Annotated in this window: 15 protein-coding genes; 12 read left to right on the top strand and 3 right to left on the bottom strand. The window is 64.8% G+C overall.

What is annotated here, in order from left to right; all coding sequences use genetic code 11:
* Positions 1-3: 3 nt before the first annotated feature.
* Entirely contained in the window at positions 4-1,230 is a 1,227-nt protein-coding gene (locus Q2941_RS17880) for an ABC transporter substrate-binding protein (RefSeq protein WP_458193291.1), read from the bottom strand.
* 185 nt (positions 1,231-1,415) lie between these two features.
* Between Q2941_RS17880 and Q2941_RS17875 the strand changes: the two genes are divergently transcribed.
* Positions 1,416-1,943 (top strand): methylated-DNA--[protein]-cysteine S-methyltransferase, encoded by a 528-nt coding sequence (locus Q2941_RS17875; RefSeq protein WP_458193290.1) that lies wholly within the window; start codon positions 1,416-1,418, stop codon positions 1,941-1,943.
* Between the two features lie 155 nt (positions 1,944-2,098).
* Here the strand turns inward: Q2941_RS17875 and Q2941_RS17870 are convergent, their stop codons facing one another.
* Positions 2,099-4,888 carry a [protein-PII] uridylyltransferase gene (locus tag Q2941_RS17870; RefSeq protein ID WP_458193289.1) on the bottom strand — a complete coding sequence of 930 codons (2,790 nt, stop codon included), beginning with the start codon at positions 4,886-4,888 and terminating at the stop codon, positions 2,099-2,101.
* 188 nt (positions 4,889-5,076) lie between these two features.
* Between Q2941_RS17870 and Q2941_RS17865 the strand changes: the two genes are divergently transcribed.
* From Q2941_RS17865 to Q2941_RS17840, 6 genes are all read left to right on the top strand, one after another.
* On the top strand, positions 5,077-6,051 hold the full coding sequence (locus Q2941_RS17865) for an aliphatic sulfonate ABC transporter substrate-binding protein (RefSeq protein WP_458193288.1): 975 nt from the start codon (positions 5,077-5,079) through the stop codon (positions 6,049-6,051).
* A 241-nt stretch (positions 6,052-6,292) separates the two neighbouring features.
* Complete coding sequence (locus Q2941_RS17860) at positions 6,293-7,132, top strand: ABC transporter permease (RefSeq protein ID WP_458193303.1); 840 nt, start codon at positions 6,293-6,295, stop codon at positions 7,130-7,132.
* Positions 7,132-7,917, top strand: a complete 786-nt coding sequence (locus Q2941_RS17855; RefSeq protein WP_027524001.1) for an ABC transporter ATP-binding protein — start codon at positions 7,132-7,134, stop codon at positions 7,915-7,917. Before Q2941_RS17860 ends, Q2941_RS17855 begins: the two co-directional genes overlap by 1 nt.
* Before the next feature lie 54 nt (positions 7,918-7,971).
* A complete protein-coding gene (locus tag Q2941_RS17850) occupies positions 7,972-8,481 on the top strand; it encodes an OsmC family protein (protein WP_458193287.1) in 510 nt (169 codons plus the stop codon).
* A 173-nt stretch (positions 8,482-8,654) separates the two neighbouring features.
* Entirely contained in the window at positions 8,655-9,449 is a 795-nt protein-coding gene (locus tag Q2941_RS17845) for a hypothetical protein (protein ID WP_458193286.1), read from the top strand.
* Between the two features lie 444 nt (positions 9,450-9,893).
* Positions 9,894-11,570: a methyl-accepting chemotaxis protein gene (locus Q2941_RS17840; protein ID WP_458193285.1), complete on the top strand. Its 1,677-nt coding sequence runs from the start codon at positions 9,894-9,896 to the stop codon at positions 11,568-11,570.
* Between the two features lie 108 nt (positions 11,571-11,678).
* Here Q2941_RS17840 and mutS read toward each other — a convergent pair whose 3' ends face one another.
* Positions 11,679-14,417 (bottom strand): DNA mismatch repair protein MutS, encoded by a 2,739-nt coding sequence (gene mutS / locus Q2941_RS17835; RefSeq protein WP_458193283.1) that lies wholly within the window; start codon positions 14,415-14,417, stop codon positions 11,679-11,681.
* Positions 14,418-14,686: 269 nt separating this feature from the next.
* Between mutS and pcaF the strand changes: the two genes are divergently transcribed.
* From pcaF to Q2941_RS17810, 5 genes are all read left to right on the top strand, one after another.
* Positions 14,687-15,895, top strand: a complete 1,209-nt coding sequence (gene pcaF / locus Q2941_RS17830) for a 3-oxoadipyl-CoA thiolase (protein ID WP_458193282.1) — start codon at positions 14,687-14,689, stop codon at positions 15,893-15,895.
* Between the two features lie 116 nt (positions 15,896-16,011).
* Positions 16,012-16,905, top strand: coding sequence for a dioxygenase family protein (locus Q2941_RS17825; protein ID WP_458193281.1), 894 nt, complete (start codon positions 16,012-16,014; stop codon positions 16,903-16,905).
* 138 nt (positions 16,906-17,043) lie between these two features.
* A complete protein-coding gene (gene pcaH, locus Q2941_RS17820) occupies positions 17,044-17,745 on the top strand; it encodes a protocatechuate 3,4-dioxygenase subunit beta (protein WP_458193280.1) in 702 nt (233 codons plus the stop codon).
* The gene (gene pcaG / locus Q2941_RS17815; protein ID WP_254109845.1) at positions 17,746-18,348 is read left to right on the top strand and encodes a protocatechuate 3,4-dioxygenase subunit alpha; all 603 of its coding nucleotides are present in this window, start codon (positions 17,746-17,748) and stop codon (positions 18,346-18,348) included.
* A 58-nt stretch (positions 18,349-18,406) separates the two neighbouring features.
* Positions 18,407-19,471 carry a phosphotransferase gene (locus Q2941_RS17810; RefSeq protein WP_458193279.1) on the top strand — a complete coding sequence of 355 codons (1,065 nt, stop codon included), beginning with the start codon at positions 18,407-18,409 and terminating at the stop codon, positions 19,469-19,471.
* The last annotated feature ends 86 nt before the right edge of the window (positions 19,472-19,557 follow it).

The following is a 19,557-nucleotide window of genomic DNA, read 5'->3' as shown; positions in this document are numbered from 1 at the left end:
TAACTAACCGGACGGTCCGGTGTCTTCCATGATCGGGCCAAACAGCTCCCAGCGTTCGCCGTTGAACTTCATCATCTGCATCTGCTTGTTGACGCGGAAGTCGTTCGGTCCGGTGTTGATCTTGATGCCGGGCAGCGCGAAGCTCGGAGTAAAGTCCTTGATGTTGGCGACCTGCTTCATGACGTTCTCGCGCGTCAGGTCGTCGCCACACTGCTTCAGCACCTGCGTCAACAATTCGGCCACCGAATAGGCATAGGTGTTGACGGTGTTGAGCTTGTCGCCTTCCGGGAAATACTTGTCCATGAAGGCGAAGAAGGCCTTCACGCCGGGATCGTCCTTCCACTGCGGATCGCTGGGCTCCTTGCCGTACTGGGTCGAGATGATGCCCTTGGAGATGTCGAGGCCGGCAGGTTTCAGCGTCGCCGAGATCGGGCTCGCATTGATGTCGACGATGTGGACCGGCGTCCAGCCGAGGTCGGCGAGCTTCTTGATCGCCTGTGCCGCGAATTTCGGCGTCGAAGCATCAAAGAACACGTCTGTGCCCATCGACTTCAGCTTGACCACCTGCGAGTCGACGGTTGGATCGGTGACCTCGTAGGACACCTCGCCGACGATCATGCTCGTGGCCTTGTCGCCGAGGCCGCTCTTCAGGCCGGCGAGATAGTCGCGGCCCATGTCGTCATTCTGGTAGAGCACGCCGATCTTGGCGTTGGGGTGATTTTCGAGAATGTATTTTGCGTAGATGCGCCCCTCGGACACGTAGTTGGGATTATAGGCGATGGTCCAGGGATAGTTCTTCGGATCGTTGAAGCGTGCGGCGCCCGTCGAGGCCAGGAGCTGTGGCACCTTCTTGCCGTTGAGATATTTCTGCACGGCCGCATTTGCCGCGGTGCCGATGATCTGGAACGTGAACAGCACCTCGTCGCCTTCGACCAGCTTGCGCACCTGCTCGACCGTCTTCGGCGGCGAATAGGCGTCGTCATACTGGATCAGGTTGATCTTGCGGCCGTTGATGCCGCCCTGATCGTTGATCATCTTGAAGTAGGCGGCCTGGGTCTTGCCGATATTGGCGTAGACGGAATAGGGGCCCGAGAACGGCACGGTCTGGCCAATCTTGATCTCGGTGTCGGTGGCGCCGGTGTCGTATTTCTTCTGCGCGAGCGCCGGCGAGGTTGCGAGCGCAAGGGCGAAGGCCGCGGTGGCGGCCAAATGAGCTAGACGATTGTTCATCCGGAATCTTCCTCCTGACGGAATTATCTGCCGATGGTCTGATTGCGCCTATTTTGAGCGGCCGCCATCGCTGTCGGGAATTGTGGAGGAAGCCCCGCCACGGCGCAAGGCGGATCAGCTTTCGGGTGGCGTTCACGGGCGTGCCGCGACAATGTGTGCCTGCCCATTTGGCAGAGATCATCCTGATGAAGTCGACGACGCAGAACCCGGAAGCATTCGGTCTCGATCGCCTCGCGACGCCGATCGGGGCCGCTTTGCTCGTCTTCGATGCCGACGGCATTCTTCGCGCGCTCGATTGGGAAGATTACGAACATCGCATGCGGGAGCTGTTGCGCCTGCACCACGGCGCGGTCGATCTGCGCGCGCGGCGCGCGCCCGCCGAAATGCGTTTCGCGCTGTCAGGCTATTTCGACGGTGATCTCGATCGGCTCAAGTCGATCAAGTGGCGTGTCACCGGCACGCCGTTCCAGCGCAAGGTCTGGACGGCGCTTGCAACGATTCCCTCAGGCACAACGCTGAGCTACGGCGCATTGGCGGCAAGGCTCGATATGCCCAAGGCGGTGCGCGCCGTCGGTCATGCCAATGGCTCCAACCCGATCAGCGTGGTGCTGCCCTGTCATCGCCTGATCGGCGCTGACGGATCGCTGGTGAAATACGGCGGCGGCTTGGAGCGCAAGCGTTGGCTGCTCAGGCACGAGGGGGTGGAGGTGTAGCGCGTCTCTCTCTACTCGTCCTACTCGTCATTCCGGGGCGCAGCGCGAGCGGCGAGCCCGGAATCTATCGGGCCACTGGTAACGCGGATGAATGGATTCCGGGCTCGCGCCACGCGCGCCCCGGAATGACACGTGGAGAGAGTCGGGCGCGCCCCTCACGCCGCCGGCTGAACCGCCTTCTCGCCCGCCATCACATGCGTCAGCGCGCTCTTGATCGCGGCCTGGCGTGTCGGCGCGTTGATCTGCGCGCCGAGGAGGTCGGTGACATAGAACACGTCGCGCGCGCGCTCGCCGAAGGTCGCAACATGAGCGGAGGCGATGTTGAGGTTCAACTTGGAGATCGCCGTGGTCAGCTCGTAGAGCAGGCCGGGGCGGTCGAGGCCGGAGACCTCGATCACGGTGTAGCGATCGGACCACTGGTTGTTGATGATGACTTCCGGCTCGATCACGAAGGGGCGCGCCTTGCTGCGCACGGTGCGCCGGGCCACCACCTCGGGCAGCCGCAGCTTGCCTTCCAGCACGTCCTCGATCATCTCGCCGATGCGGGTGGCGCGGCGGCCCTCGTCCTCGTCGCGCTCGTATTCGCGCGAGATCGAGATGGTGTCGAGCGCACGGCCGTCGGTCGTGGTGTAGATCTGGGCGTCGACGATGTTGGCGCCGGCGGACGCACAGGCGCCGGCGATGATCGACAGCAGCCAGGGATGGTCGGCGGCGAAGATCGTGAGCTCGGTGACGCCGCGCACCTCGTCGAAGCCGACATTGATCGCGAGCTTGTGGCCGGCCTGCTCGCTCGCGCGCACGAAGCGCGCATGGCGCATCTTGCGCGGCAGTTCGACCTTGAGCCAGTAGGCCGGATAGTGCCGGCCGACATAGGCGTCGAGCTCATCCTTTGGCCATTCGGCAAACGCAATGCGGAATTCGGCCTGCGCGGCGGCAAGGCGCTTGCCGCGGTCGACTTCGGAGAAGCCGCCAGTCAGCACCGGCTCGGTCTCGTAGTAAAGCGAGCGCAAAAGCTGCGCCTTCCAGCCATTCCACACGCCGGGCCCGACGCCGCGGATGTCGGCGGTGGTCAGGATCGTGAGCAGCTTCATCTGCTCGACCGACTGCACCACGGCGGCAAAGTTCTCGATGGTCTTGCGGTCGGACAGATCGCGCGACTGCGCGACCGTCGACATGGTCAGATGTTCCTCGATCAGCCACGCCACGAGCTCGGTATCGGCCGGGCTGAAGCCGAGCCGCGGACAGAGCCGCCGTGCCACCTTGGCGCCCGCGATGGAGTGATCCTCGGGCCGGCCCTTGGCGATGTCGTGCAGGAGCGTCGCGATATAGATCACCGAACGGTGCTCGGGCCGGGTCTTGCGCATCAGGTCGCTGGCGAGCGTGAACTCCTCGATGCCGCCGCGCTCGATGTCCTGCAGGAAGCCGATGCAGCGGATCAGATGCTCGTCGACCGTGTAGTGATGATACATGTTGAACTGCATCATCGAGACGATCTTGCCGAAGGCGCGGATGAAATGACCGAGCACGCCGGTCTCGTTCATCCGTCGCAGCACGGTCTCGGCGTCGTTGGAGGTCAGGATCTCCATGAACAGCCGGTTCGCTTCCGGATTCTCGCGGAGCTGCGCGTTGATCAGGTTGAGCGAGCGCGTCACGGTACGCATCGCGTCGGGGTGGAACGCGAGGTTGTTCTTCTGTGCCAGGCGGAAGATGCGGATCAGGTTGACCGGATCGTGCTTGAACACGTCGGGTGCAGCCAGGTTGATGCGGTTGTTGTCGACGATGAAGTCGTCGCTATCAGGCACGCGCCGCTTCACGGTGCTTGGCCTCAGGCGCGCCATCATCCGGCTCAGCACCGGCGCGGGCTTGGCCTGCTGGTCTTCCAGCTTCGCGCACAGGATGGCGGTAAGATTGCCGACTTCCTTGGCGACCAGGAAGTAGTGCTTCATGAAGCGCTCGACGTCCTGCATGCCGGGATGCGAGGTGTAGCCGAGGCGAACCGCGATCTCGCGCTGGAGGTCGAAGGAGAGGCGCTCCTCGGCGCGGCCGCAGTAGAAATGCAGATTGCAGCGCACCGACCAGAGGAAGTCGGCGCAGCGGCGGAAGGTGCGGTACTCCTGTGCGTCGAACACCCCGCGCTCGGCGAGTTCGTCGGTGTCGCGCACGCGATAGACGTATTTCGCGATCCAGAACAGCGTGTGCAGGTCACGCAGGCCGCCCTTGCCATCCTTGACGTTGGGCTCGACCAGATAGCGCGATTGGCCGCCGCGGCGATGCCGCTCCTCGCGTTCGGCGAGCTTTGCGGTGACGAATTCGGATGCGGTGCCCTGCACCACGTCCTTGTCGAACCGCGCGACCAGCTCGTCATAGAGCGGCTGGTCGCCGGTCAGGAAGCGCGTCTCCAGGATCGCGGTGCGGATGGTCATGTCGCCGCGCGCCTGCCGGATCGATTCATCGACCGAGCGCGTGGCGTGACCGACCTTCAGGCCCATGTCCCAGAGGCAATAGAGGATGGCTTCGGCGACCTGCTCGCCCCAGGCGGTCTGCTTGTAGGGCAGGATGAACAAGAGATCGATGTCGGATTCCGGTGCCATCAGCCCGCGGCCATAGCCGCCGGTCGCAACCACCGCCATGCGCTCGGCGCCGGTCGGAATCGGCGAGCGGTAGAGATGGCGGGTCGCGGCCGAATAGAGGATGCGGATGATCTCGTCCTGCACGTGGCACAGCCGCTCGGCGCAGCGCCTTCCGTGGCGGTCTTTCAGCAGGATCTTCTGCGCTTCGGCGCGCGCTGCGATCAGCTCGGTCTTGAGCAGTTGCGCCATCGCCGTGCGGAACGCGTCCTCGCGCCCCTCATGCTTTGCGGCAAGCGCGTCGACTGCGGCGGTCACCCGCGCGCTGTCGAAGCGATCATCCATCTCCTGCTTGTGCTGGGTCGTGACGCTGTCCATGCTTCACCGGATATAAGAGGTGACAGGCGCTGTCACCCGCCATTCTTTCGCAATAGTCGTTCCATGCTTGGAAAGGCCGGCTTTCGGCAAACTTGTTCTCGGTCGGCCTGGTTTCAAGACAGGGATTTTCTCGTTGACCTCTAGGTATAACTCATTGAAAAACAATGAAGTTTCGCAAGGAGGCAGGCATGACCAGATTTTCACGACGCATTCTGCTGGCGGGCGCTGTGGCGCTCGCGCTGACCCCTGGTTTGGTGCGCGCAGCCGAGCCGCTGAAGGAGCTTCGCATCGACTGGGCGACCTACAATCCGGTGTCGCTGGTCCTGAAGCAGAAGGGGCTTCTCGAGAAGGAGTTCGCCAAGGACGGCATCAGCATCACCTGGGTACAGTCGGCCGGCTCCAACAAGGCGCTCGAATTCCTCAATGCCGGCTCGATCGATTTCGGCTCGACTGCGGGTTCGGCGGCACTGGTCGCAAGGATCAACGGCAACCCGATCAAGTCGATCTACGTCTATTCGCGCCCCGAATGGACCGCGCTGGTCACGCCTAAGGATTCCAAGATCGCGAGCGTTGCTGATCTCAAAGGCAAGCGCGTCGCGGTGACGCGCGGCACCGATCCTCACATTTTCCTGGTGCGCGCGCTGCTCGCGGCCGGCCTCTCCGAGAAGGACATCACGCCGGTGCTGCTCCAGCATGCCGACGGCAAGACCGCGCTGATTCGCGGCGACGTCGACGCCTGGGCCGGCCTCGATCCGATGATGGCGCAGGCCGAGGTCGAGGAGGGCGCAAAGCTGTTCTACCGCAAGGCCGACGCCAACACCTGGGGCATCCTCAATGTGCGCGAGCAGTTCCTGAAGGACTATCCGGACATCGTCCGCCGCGTGCTCGCGGTGTATGAGGACGCGCGAAAATATTCGCTGGCGAATTACGACGAGCTGAAGAAGACCTTCATTGCGGTGACGAAGCTGCCCGACACCGTCGTCGACAAGCAGCTCAAGGAGCGCACCGAGCTGACCCACAGCCGCATCGGCGCGCCGCAGCGCGAGTCGATCCTCGCCGCCGGCCTCGCGCTCCAGCAGGCGGGCGTCGTCGACGCCAAGGTCGACGTCAAGGCTACGCTCGACGCCCTGATCGACGACCAGGTCTTGCTGCCGACGAATTGAAGGCGGGAAGAGGCACGCTGGCGCAACAAATTCCCCTGTCGTCCCGGGGCGCGAAGCGAACCCGGGACCCAAAACCCCAGGGAGGGGTTGGGCGGAGGCTGACAACCACCAGCTCGCGCCACAACTTCTCCCTGGGATTATGGGTCCCGGATCAGCGCTCGCTCCGCTCGCTTGTCCGGGACGACAGCGGAGAGCGCGGCGACACTGTTGCAATCCCGTACAAGACGCGCTTGCTATGGCAATGACCTTCGACGCGCCAGCCGTGGAACAAGCCGATAGCGCCGTAGCGCATGCGCCGCGCATCGCGCGCTACGCGCGGCCGCTGCTTGGGCTCGCGCTGCCGCTGGCGCTCGCGCTGGGATGGGAGCTCGTGGTCTGGCTCGGCTATTCCAACGGCCGGCTGGTGCCGCCGCCCTCGCGCGTCTTTGCCACCATCCTCGATCTTGCCCGCTCTGGTGAGCTGACGCGGCACATCGCGGCGACCTTGTGGCGCGTCGGCCTCGGCTTCGGCCTCGGTGTCGTCGCGGGCACGCTGCTCGGGGCCGTCTCCGGCTATTGGGCGCTGGCGCGACGGCTGCTCGATCCGACCATCCAGGCGCTGCGCGCGATCCCGTCGCTCGCCTGGGTGCCGTTGTTCATCCTGTGGCTTGGCATTTTCGAGACCTCGAAGATCGTGCTGATCGCGGTCGGCGTGTTCTTTCCGGTCTATCTCGGGGTGATGGGTGCGATCCTCTCGGTCGACCGCAAGATCGTCGAGGTCGGCCGCGTCTTCCGTCTCTCGGGCCCGGCCATGATCCGCCGCATCCTGCTGCCCGCGGTGCTGCCGGCCTATGTGGTCTCGCTGCGCGTCGGCCTCGGGCTGGGCTGGATGTTCGTGGTCGCGGCCGAATTGATCGGTGCCTCCGAAGGTCTCGGCTATCTCCTGCTCGATGGCCAGCAGCTCGGCAAGCCTGCGCAGATCGTCGCCGCGATCGTCATCTTCGCCATCCTCGGCAAGCTCACCGACTGGCTGATCGAGGTCGCGACGGCGCCGCTGCTGCGCTGGCAGGATGCCTTCGGGCGCGAGCAGGGAGGGGCGTGATGCTGGCGCTCGAACGGGTGAGCAAGACCTACCCCAATGGCGTCGAGGCGCTGGCGCGCTTCTCGGCCGCGATCAGGCAGGGCGAGATCGTCGCCATCATCGGCGGTTCCGGCTGCGGCAAGTCCACGCTGCTGCGCGCCATTGCCGGCCTCGATCGCGCCAGCTCGGGCACGGTGACGCTCGACAACGAGGCGATATCGTCGCCGCATGCCAAGATCGGCATCATCTTCCAGGAGCCGCGGCTGTTGCCCTGGCTCAGCGTCGCCGACAACATCGGCTTCGGCCTTGCGGACCTTCCCGCGGGCGAGCGACGCGAAAAAGTCGCGCGCGCGCTCGAGCGCGTCGGACTTGCCGACAAGGCCGATGCCTGGCCGCGCGAGCTCTCCGGCGGACAGGCGCAGCGCGTCGCGATCGCGCGTGCGCTGGTGCCGCAACCCGAGGTGCTCCTGCTCGACGAGCCGTTCTCAGCGCTCGATGCCTTCACCCGCAGGGATCTCCAAGACCATCTGCTCGACCTCTGGGCCGATACGCGCCCGACGCTGATCCTGGTGACCCATGACGTCGACGAGGCTGTGGTGCTGGCCGATCGCGTGCTCGTGATGCGGCCGCGGCCGGGCCGGCTGTTCGACCAGATCGAGATCAATCTCGCACGCCCGCGCGACCGCAACTCGCCTCTGTTCGACAGCTTCAAGCGCAGCGTCCTGACTTCGCTCGACCGCTCGCTCGATCGCAACGTGCCTGACCGTGACGCAACCCAGGGTCCCGGCCAGGCGATGTGGTGGTGACAATTTTGCTCCCAGCCGGTACATCGAGGGGCGATCTTCCGGGAGAGAACAAAAATGGATGCCGCAGAACTCCGCCAGATGCAGGCCCCGATCAAGGAACGCTACAAGACCGATCCGAAGGCCGCGCTGATCACGCTGAAGGCCAAGGGCACGACCGACAACGACGGCATCGCCTGCAAGGTCGAGACCGGCCGCGCGCTCGCGGTGGCTGGCCTGCATCCGGCGACCGGCGGCTCCGGGCTGGAGCTTTGTTCGGGCGACATGCTGCTCGAGGCGCTGGTTGCCTGCGCCGGCGTCACGCTGAAATCGGTCGCGACCGCGATCGATGTGCCGCTGAAAACCGGCAATGTCTACGCTGAAGGCGATCTCGATTTCCGCGGCACGCTCGGCGTCGACAAGGAGACCCCGGTCGGCTTCGCCGAGATCCGCCTGCGCTTCGAAGTCGACACCGACGCGCCGCAGGACAAGCTCGATCTGCTGCTGAAACTCACCGAACGCTATTGCGTGGTCTACCAGACCATCAAGAACGGCCCGAAGGTCTCGGTGTCGATGCAGAGGATGTAGCCGTCCACCTCTCCCGTGGGGAGAGGTCGCGCCGAAGGCGCGGGTGAGGGGCTGCGCTCTCTCGTGGGACCTGAATCCCTCACCCGATTTGCTGCTGCAAATCGACCTCTCCCTACGGGAGAGGTGAACAAGCCCGCGGATAATTCACTTCAACAAAAATCATCCCGCGAAAAATGCCCCCCGAGCTCACCTTCCTCTTCTTCCTTCTCCTGCGCATGGCGATCGCTGCGGCGTTCGTGGTGACGGCGTCTGTTATCACCGAGCGCTCGGGCCCGGTGATCGGCGCGCTGGTCGCGACGCTCCCGATTTCCGCGGGGCCCTCTTACGTCTTTCTCGCGCTCGATCACGATGCCGCATTCATCGCGCAGGGTGCGCTGGCGAGCCTTCCAGTCAACGCCGCGACGATCTTCCTCGGGCTCACCTATGTCGTGCTGGCGCAGCGGCGTAACCTCATCGTCAGTTGTGGTGCGGCAATCGCAGTCTGGATCGCGCTCGCCTCGATCATCCGCCAGTTCGACTGGTCGCTCACATCAGGCCTTGCCGCCAACCTGATCGCGTTCGGCATCTGCATTCCGCTGCTGGCGCGCTATCGCCATGTGAAGATGCCGCTGGTGACGCGCCGCTGGTACGACATTCCCTTCCGCGCAGCGCTGGTCGCCACTCTGGTCGCCATCGTGGTGTCGACCTCAGGCTGGGTCGGGCCGCGCGTCAGCGGCATCATCGCGCTCTATCCGATCGTCTTCACCAGCATGATGGTGATCCTGCACCCGCGCATCGGCGGCCCGCCGACCGCCGCCGTCATCGCCAATGCCGCCTGGGGCCTGCTCGGCTTCGGCATGGCGATCGCGGTGATGCACGTCGCGGTCGTGAAATTCGGATCGGTGATTGGCCTCACTCTCGCGCTCGCCACCTGCGTGAGCTGGAATCTGACGCTGTGGTGGACTGCGCGAAGAAAGAAACTTTCCTGATCGTGGCGGCAGTCTCTGCTGCAATGAAAGTGTCTTGCCTTGTCGTCGCCGTCCATTCGCCCCTGAGCGCTGCTACTGCAAGTCGACGACCTTCGGGCCCGGGCCTATTGCAAGCTGAAGTCCGCGCGTTTGCGGGCGGTTCGTTGCCGAATTCCGATCGTATCGTTAAGCGAATCTTCGCATCTCGGCGCAATTGTAATTCCAAATTGATTCTTTCGGCAGATGAGCTGGGGCGCCTCGATGAGATGACGGTGTTCATCGACGACGAGCATCCGAGACGCCCTCGAGTTACATCGATTGAGATGCGCAACCGCGGCGATAAGCCGAGCGCTCATCTGCTTCACTGAAAACGGCGCGGCAAGCCAACGGAGGCGTCGCTCTGGACACATTGCAGCACGAGACGGATTATTCGCGCGGCTCAAGCGCAACTTGGGAGACACAAAGGTGTTTGGACGCAAAACGACTTCCGATGCGTACGCGTTGCTTGCCGCCAAGGTCATCGACGCAAATGTCATGATCGCAGATGAGAACCTGAACATCGTCTACATGAACGAGTCCGTGACCCGCCTTCTGCGGGGCGCGGAAGCCGATCTCAAGAAGGACCTGCCGCAGTTCAACGTCGATCGTCTGATCGGCACCAACATTGACATCTTCCACAAGAACCCCAGCCATCAACGGCGAATGCTTGAGGCTCTCAATTCCAAGCATCGCGCGACGATCAAGATCGGTCAGTGGAGCTTCGATCTGGTTGCGACGCCGCTGAAGCACCCGGACGGAAGGCGCGCCGGCACGGCGGTCGAGTGGACCGATGCGTCGATTCGCCTGCAAAATCTCAATTTCGAAGCCCAAGCCGCAGCCATTAGCCGCGCACAAGCCGTGATCGAATTCAATCTCGACGGCACCGTCGTGACCGCCAACGACAACTTCCTCAACGCGTTAGGGTACTCCCTCACAGAAATCCAAGGCAAGCACCACAGCCTGTTCATGCCTCCCGATCAACGCGACGGCGGCGCCTACCGCGAGTTCTGGGCTGCACTCAATCGCGGTGAGCTTCAGTCCGGTGAGTTCAAGCGGATCGCCAAGGGCGGGCGCGAGGTCTGGATTCTCGCGTCCTACAATCCTGTGCTGGACGAGAAGGGGAAGCCCTTCAAGGTCGTCAAATTCGCAACCGACGTGACCGCGGACAAGCTGAAGAATGCCGATCTCGCCGGCCAGATCGCGGCGATTGACAAGGCGCAGGCCGTGATCGAGTTCAACATGAACGGCACGATCATCACCGCCAACGACAATTTCCTGGCGACCCTCGGCTATTCGCTGGCCGAGATCAAGGGCAAGCACCACGGCATGTTCGTCGAGCCGTCCGAGCGCGACGGCGCGGCCTATCGCGAGTTCTGGGCTGCGCTCAACCGCGGCCAGTACCAGGCCGCCGAGTACAAGCGCATCGGCAAGGGCGGCAAGGAAATCTATATCCAGGCCTCCTACAACCCGATCCTCGACCTCAACGGCAAGCCGTTCAAGGTCGTGAAATATGCGACCGATACCACCAGGCAGGTGCTGGTCCGCATGGGCAATGAGCGCGTCCGCGGCATGATGGAATCGGTCGCCGCCGGCTCCGAGGAGCTCAACGCCTCGGTGCGGGAGATTTCGGAAGCGATGACGAAATCGCGCGAGACCGCGATGGGCGCGGTCGAGCAGGTCGCCTCCGCCGACGCGCAGGCGCAGCGCCTCACCGAGGCCGCGCAGGCGATGACCGGCATCGTCGAGATGATCAACAGCATCACCGGCCAGATCAACCTTTTGGCGCTCAACGCCACGATCGAATCGGCGCGCGCGGGGGAAGCCGGCCGCGGCTTCGCGGTGGTCGCCTCCGAAGTGAAGAGCCTCGCCAACCAGGCCAAGCAGGCGACCGACAAGATCGGCCAGGAGATCGGCAGCCTCAACGGCATCTCCGGCGACGTCGTCAGCGCGCTCGGCTCGATCAAGCAGGCGATCAACAATGTCAGCGAATATGTGACGTCGACGGCGGCCGCCATCGAGGAGCAGAGCACGGTCACGAACGAAATGTCGACCAGCATGCAGCGCGCCGCCGCGGAAGCAGCGGCCATCGCGGCGAGGGCTTGAGCCAAACACGCAGATCGCAGGGTGGGTTAGCCGAAGGTGTAACCCACCGCTTTCGTCGCCGCGAGAGAAGAGGTGGGTTACGCTTCGCTAACCCACCCTACGGCACCGTCACTGCTTCGGCAGCTTCGCCTTCAACGCATAGAGCGCATCGAGCGCCTCGCGCGGGGTCATCTCGTCGGGGTGCAACGCCCTTACCGCTTCGATCAGCAGTTCGGCTTCGCTTGGCGGAGCGGCTTCTGCCGCGGCGCGTGAGGGGACCGCGAACAGCGGCAGATCGTCGACCAGCGCACGCGCGGTCTGGCCGCGGTCTTGTGCTTCGAGTTTCGCCAGCACGGATTTGGCGCGCGTGATCACTGCCGGCGGCAGGCCGGCGAGCTTGGCGACCTGGATGCCGTAGGAGCGGTCGGCGGAGCCCGGCAGCACCTCGTGCAGGAACACGACGTTGCCCTGCCACTCCTTGACCCGCACCGTGGCGTTGAACATCCGTGGCAATTTTGCCGAGAGCGCGGTCAGCTCGTGGTAGTGCGTGGCGAACAGCGTCCGGCAGCGGTTGCTCTCGTGCAGATGCTCGATCGCGGCCCAGGCGATCGAGAGACCGTCGAAGGTCGCAGTTCCCCGTCCGATCTCATCGAGGATGACCAGCGAGCGCTCGCCGGCTTGGTTCAAGATCGCTGCGGTCTCGACCATTTCCACCATGAAGGTGGAGCGGCCGCGGGCGAGATCGTCGGCGGCGCCGACACGCGAGAACAGCCGGTCGACGATGCCGATGCGGGCGCGCGAGGCCGGCACGAAGCTGCCGATCTGCGCCATCAGCGCAATCAGCGCGTTCTGGCGCAGGAAGGTCGATTTACCGGCCATGTTCGGGCCGGTGAGCAGCCAGAGCTGGCCGGATTTCTGGCCAGGCGCCGGCGACAGATCGCAGGCATTGGCAATGAACGGCTCGCCATTGCGCTTCAAGGCCTGCTCGACCACCGGGTGCCGGCCGGCCTCGATCGCAAAGCCAAGGGAACTGTCGACCTCAGGCCGCACGTAGTTCTCGTCGACCGCGAGCTTTGTCAGCGACGTTGCGACGTCGAGCAGCGCGAAGCCATGCGCGGCAGCGCGCAAATCTTCGCTGATATCAAGCGCCTTGGCGCAGAGCCGCTCAAAGATTTCGAGTTCGAGCCCGAGCGCGCGGTCGCCCGCATTGGCGATCTTGGCCTCGATCTCGCCGAGTTCGGATGTCGTGAAGCGCACCTGACCCGCCAGTGTCTGGCGGTGGATGAAGGTCGCGTTCAGCGGGGCCGACATCAGCTTGTCGCCATGCTGCGCGGTGACCTCGACGAAATAGCCGAGCACGTTGTTGTGGCGGATCTTCAGGCCCTTGATGGAGGTCGCGTCGGCGTAGCGCGCCTGCATCGAGGCGACCACCACGCGCGAGGCATCGCGCAAATTGCGGGCTTCATCGAGCGCCGGCTCGTAGCCTTCGCGGACGAAGCCGCCGTCGCGCTTGATCAGCGGGAGCTGTTCGGCGAGCGCGGTCGCAAACTCAGCCGCGAGCTCGCGCGAGGGCCGCTGCATCGCTGCCATCACGGCGGCGATCTCCAGCGGCGGCTGGTCGAGCTCGGAGAGCCGCGCCAGCGCCAGGTCGGCCGCCAGAATGCCGTCGCGGATCCCGGCGAGATCGCGCGGTCCGCCGCGGCCAACCGACAGCCGCGCCAGCGCCCGCGACATGTCAGGCGCGCCGCGCAGGATGCTGCGGATGTCCTCGCGTGCGGCAGAATCCGCGACGAAGGCACTGACTGCATCGAGCCGGCGTGCGATGCCTGCTGCGTCCGTCAGCGGTGCCGCGAGACGTTGTGCGAGCAGGCGCGAGCCCGCCGACGTCACCGTGCAATCGATGGCGTCGAGCAGCGAGCCGCGCCGTTCGCCGGCGAGCGTCCGGGTCAGCTCGAGATTGGCGCGGGTGGCCGGATCGATCGCCATCGTCGCGCCCGAGGCCTCGCGCGCGGGCGGCGACAGCGGCGGATGTTTTCCGACCTGGGTGCGGTCGACATAGGTGACCGCTGCGGCCGCGGCGGTGGCCTCGAGGCGCGTGAGCTGCGCCAGCCCATCCATGGTTGCGACGGCAAAGTAGTCGCACAGGCGTTTCTCGGCGGTGGCGCCGTCGAAGACGTCACGCGTCAGCGGCGTCACCGCCGGCAGCTCGCGCAAGGTTGGCCCCAGCTCGTTGTCGCTATAGAGCGCGTCGGTGACGATCGCCTCGTTAGGGTTGATGCGTGCCAGCGTCGCGGCAAGCTCGCCGCCCGCGCATTCCGTCACCATGAACTCGGCGGTCGAGATGTCGATCCAGGCGAGGCCGAAACGGTCGCCGCCGGAAGAGGAGCGGGCGCGCGCGATCGCCAGCAGATAATTGTTGGCGCGCGCATCGAGCAGCGTGTCCTCGGTCAGCGTGCCCGGCGTCACCAGCCGCACCACGCCGCGGCGCACGACGCTCTTGTTGCCGCGCGCCTTGGCGGCGGCAGGATCCTCGGTCTGTTCGCACACCGCGACCCGGTGGCCGGCTGATATCAGGCGGTGCAGATAATCCTCGGAACGCTCGACCGGCACGCCGCACATCGGGATGTCGGCGCCCTGATGCTTGCCGCGCTTGGTCAAGACGATGCCGAGAGTCCTGGAAGCGATCTCGGCGTCCTCGAAGAACAATTCGTAGAAATCGCCCATCCGGTAGAACAGAAGCAGGCCCGGATGCGCCGCCTTGATCTCCAAATACTGTTCCATCATCGGCGTGACGCGCGCGGCAGTTTCCGCTTGCGGCACGGGTGTGGGTTCAGGTTCTGGCGCTTGGATGGGCTGTTGCATCGTCATGGGCGGCGCAACCTACAAAATTTCGCCCCATGGTCCTATCGCTTTGGCCAGGGGATGCGGGTTTTCCACGTTGTCCGTATTGTGGAACGCGGGTCGACACATCTTCAGTCATTCCGGGTTCGCCCTCCGGGCGCCCCGACCGAGTTTCATGTTGCTTGGCCGAATACGCCACCCGCGAAACCGTCAATTGACCTGCCGCGGGCGCCCTCCTAAAACTCCGCCGTCATTGAAGAATTTTGGCCGAACCGCGGCGCTCAGGGAGAACAACGATGCGTGATGTGTTTATCTGCGATGCCGTCCGGACCCCGATCGGCCGTTTTGGCGGCTCACTCGCCAAGGTGCGCGCCGACGACCTCGCCGCCGCTCCAATCAAGGCGCTGATGGCCAAGCACCCCAAGCTCGACTGGTCGCAGGTGGATGAGGTGTTCTTCGGCTGCGCCAACCAGGCCGGCGAGGACAACCGCAACGTCGCGCGCATGGCGCTGCTGCTCGCAGGCCTCCCGGATTCGGTTCCCGGCCAGACCCTGAACCGCCTCTGCGCCTCCGGCCTCGACGCGGTCGGCGCCGCCGGGCGCGCGATCCGCTCCGGCGAGATCGAATTCGCGATCGCCGGCGGCGTCGAATCCATGACCCGCGCGCCCTTCGTGATGGGCAAGGCGCAGGAAGCCTTCTCGCGCTCGGCCGAGATTTTTGACACCACCATCGGCTGGCGCTTCATCAATCCGCTGCTGAAGGTGCAATACGGCGTCGATGCCATGCCGGAGACCGGCGAGAACGTCGCCGAGGAATTCCAGGTCTCGCGCGCCGACCAGGACGCCTTCGCCATCCGCTCGCAGCAGCGCGCGGGCGCGGCGATCGCGGCGGGCTATTTCGCCGAGGAGATCACGCCCATCACCATTCCCGGCGGCAAGGCCGGCCCGATCACGGTCGGCAAGGACGAGCATCCGCGTCCCGAAACGACTCTCGAGGGCCTCGCCAAGCTGAAGCCCATCGTGCGCAATCCCGGCACGGTGACCGCCGGCAACGCCTCCGGCGTCAATGACGGCGCCGCCGCGATGATCCTTGCCTCCGAAGCTGCCGTGAAGAAGCATGGCCTCACGCCCCGCGCGCGCATCCTCGGCCTTGCCTCGGCCGGCGTGCCGCCGCGCATCATGGGCATCGGCCCGGTGCCCGCCACCCGCAAGCTGATGGAGCGTCTCGGCAAGAAAATCAGCGATTTCGACCTGATCGAGCTGAACGAAGCCTTTGCCTCGCAAGGCATCGCCTGCCTGCGCCAGCTCGGCGTCAAGGACGATGCTGATTTCGTCAATCCGCATGGCGGTGCGATTGCGCTCGGCCATCCCCTCGGCATGAGCGGCGCGCGTCTTGCGCTCACCGCCGTCCACGGCATGGAGAAGCGCGGCGGCAAGCTCGCGCTCGCCACCATGTGCGTCGGCGTTGGCCAGGGCGTCGCTGTCGCGATCGAGAAGCTGAATTGACGGGACGCGCATCGTCCCGTCATCCCGGGGCAGCCCGACAGGGCTGAACCCGGGATCTCGAGATTCCGGGTTCGATGCTTCGCATCACCCCGGAATGACGGGGGAAAGGACCGCCCATGATCATCGAGCGCGAGCAGGACGTCACGGCCGCGGCACTGGCGGTGATGGAGCGGACATCTGATCCGCGGCTTCGCCAGATCATGGTCTCCCTGGTCGAGCACCTGCATGCCTTCGTCCGCGATGTTCGGCTGACGGAGGCGGAATTCCGCGATGCCACGGCGATCGTGGCCGAGCTGGGCAAGCTCTCGACCGACACGCATAATGAAGTCGTGCTGATGGCGGGCTCGCTCGGCGTCTCGCCGCTGGTGTGCCTGCTCAACAATGGCGATCAGGGCAATACGGAAACCGATCAGTCGCTGCTCGGGCCGTTCTGGCGATTGAACTCGCCGCGGGTGGAGAATGGCGGATCGATCGTCCGCTCGAAGACGCCGGGTGCGCCGCTGTTCGTCAGCGGACGCGTCGTGGACGGTGACGGCCGTCCCGTCACTGCGGCGGAGGTCGATGTCTGGCACGCTTCGCCCGTCGGCCTCTATGAGAACCAGGATCCGGAGCAGGCGGACATGAACCTGCGCGGCAAGTTCACGACCGACCAGGACGGACGCTTCTCCTTCCGCTCGGTGATGATGGTTGGCTATCCGATTCCGACCAACGGCGTGGTCGGCCGCCTCCTGAAGGCGCAGAGCCGGCACCCCTATCGTCCCGCGCATCTGCACGCCCTGATCTTCAAGCACGGATTCAAGGTGCTGATTTCGCAGGTCTACGACCCCGCCGATCCGCACATCGACAGCGACGTGCAGTTCGGCGTGACGCAAGCGCTGACCGGCAAGTTCGAGCGCCACGATTCGCCGCATCCGACCGAGCGCGAGGTTGCGACGCCCTGGTATTCGCTCGACCACACCTACCGGCTCGAGGCCGGCGAGGCCGTGCTGCCGCGTCCGCCGATCAAGTAGTGCGCCCATATGTCAGGTGCCGGGCGTAGGAAGCCCGCCAAACCGCTTCCCCCAATTAGTTATATACTATAATGATTGGCCGAAGCGTTGACCGGCCGGACTAAAATGGCCGGGGAGGAGCTCGCCAGGAGTTTGGCCATGACATTCATTTATCCCGTCGACAGCAACAAGGCGCATCCCCTGCCGCTGTCGCCCGACTACAAGAGTTCGATCAAGCGGGCGCCGCACAAGCCCCTGATCCCGATGCGCCACACGCTGTCGGAGCTGACCGGCCCGGTTTACGGCCACGAGACCGTCCGCGAGGGCGACAACGATCTCACCCTGCAGCATAAGGGCGAGCCGCTCGGCGAGCGGATCATCGTGCACGGCCATGTGCTCGACGAGGACGGTCGCGGCGTGCCCAATTCGCTGGTCGAGATCTGGCAGGCCAATGCCTGCGGCCGCTACGTGCACGTGCGCGACCAGCATCCTGCGCCGCTCGATCCGAACTTCACCGGCGCCGGCCGCACCCAGAGCGATGCGGCGGGCTACTACCGCTTCGTCACCATCAAGCCGGGCGCCTACCCCTGGGGCAATCATCACAATGCCTGGCGGCCCGCGCACATCCACCTCTCGGTGTTCGGCCATTCCTTCGTCACGCGCCTGGTGACGCAGATGTATTTCCCCGGCGATCCCCTGTTCCCGTTCGATCCGATCTTCAACTCGGTGCCGGACGAGAAAGCGCGCATGCGGATGGTCTCATCCTTCGATCTCGAGAACACCCAGCCCGAATGGGCGCTGTGCTATCGCTTTGACATCGTGCTGCGCGGCAAGAACGCCACGCCAATGGAGAACACCTAAGTGCAGGATTCTGTGAAGCCCAACGGGATCACGCCATCGCAAACCGTCGGCCCGTTCTTCAGATACGGCCTGACGCCGACCGGCGATTACGAGTGGAACGACGCCTTCACCAACTCGACGCTCACGCCCGACGTCACCGGCGACCGCCTCCGCATCGAGGGCAAGGTGTTCGACGGTGACGGCGTCGCCGTGCCGGACTGCATGCTGGAGATCTGGCAGGCGGATGCGCAGGGACGCTTTGCCGATCCGCAGGACAAGCGCGCGCTGCCGAACGCCAGCTTCCGCGGCTTTGCCCGCTGCGGCACCGACAAGGACGGCAACTATTCCTTCGACACCATCAAGCCGGGCGCGGTGCCTGATCCCGACGGCAGGCCGCAGGCGCCGCACATCCTGGTCGCGGTGTTCGCGCGCGGCATGCTCAGGCATCTCTACACCCGCATCTATTTCAGCGACGATGCAGGCCTCGCCTCCGATCCGGTGCTGGCGCTGGTGCCCGCCGACCGCCGCGCGACGCTGATCGCGAAGCGTGAGGCCGGCAAGCCGGTCTATCGCCTCGACCTGCGGCTCCAGGGCGATGAGGAGACGGTGTTCTTCGACGTGTGACGCGGCTGGCGCTTCCGGGTGTGATCGTGCAGGATGAGCGCGGCACCCGGGGCGCTTCATGACAATTCCGCAACTGCCGGCGGTCGCTGAGGCCGCGTATCTCACCGCCGCGCTGCGCAAGGCCGGCGCGCTGGACCGCGGCGCGGTGCGCGAGGTCAAGGTGCTGTCGTCGTACGACACGATCGTGTCGCACATCCAGCGCCTCGGCCTGCGCTATGTCGGGGAGTCCAATGGGGCGCCGCAATCCCTGATCTTCAAGACGGCCCATGCGTCGTTCGCCAAGTCGCTGCCGAACGCCGGCCGGCGCGAAGTGGCCTTTTACACGCAGCTTGCACCCAAGATGCCCTTGCGCCTCGTGCCACGCTGCTTCGACGGACATTTCGACGAGGAGAGCCTCGCCTGGCATCTGACACTGGAAGATTTGACCGACAGCCACGAGATCGCGACGGCGTGGCCGTTGCCGCCATCACACAGGCAGGCGATGGGGATCGTCACCACGCTCGCGCGCATGCATGCGGCGTGGTGGGATCACCCAAGTCTCGGCGAGACGGTTGGCGTCTGGATGACCGCCGACGAGACGGCAAATCTGCTGGAGACGTTCACCGGCCACTACGACCGCTTCGCCGATGTGCTCGGCGATCGCCTCGGCGAAGAGCGGCGCGATCTCTTCCACCGCTTGCTCGCGCAATGGGGCCGGCTGTTCCAGCGTTACCATTCGCGCCGCAACGTCACCATCGTCCATGGCGACGCCCATATGTGGAATTTCCTGCTGCCGCGCGCCGCCGTTGCCGACACCGTGCGCATCTTCGATTTCGACCAGTGGCGCATCAACGTGCCGACCGGCGACCTCGCCTACATGATGGCGTTGCAATGGTATCCCGAGACCCGGCAGGCACTCGAACGGCCGCTGCTGGACAGCTACTACGATACGCTGATCGCGCACGGCGTGACCGGCTACAGCCGCGACGCGCTTCACCGCGACTATCGCCAGTCGGTGCTCTGGCACATCACCAACCCGGTCTGGCAATGGAGCGTCAACATCCCGCCGGTGATCTGGTGGAACAATCTTCAGCGGGTGCTGATGGCCGTCGATGATCTCGGCTGCGAGGAGTTTTTGGAGTGAGGGCGCCGCACGCTCGCTGTCATCGCCCGACTTGAATCGGGCGATCCAGTACTCCAGAGGCAGTGACGAATACGGAGATGCCGCGG

Source organism: Bradyrhizobium sp. UFLA05-153, from assembly GCF_054185185.1.
This window is presented reverse-complemented; position numbering and strand designations above follow the sequence as displayed.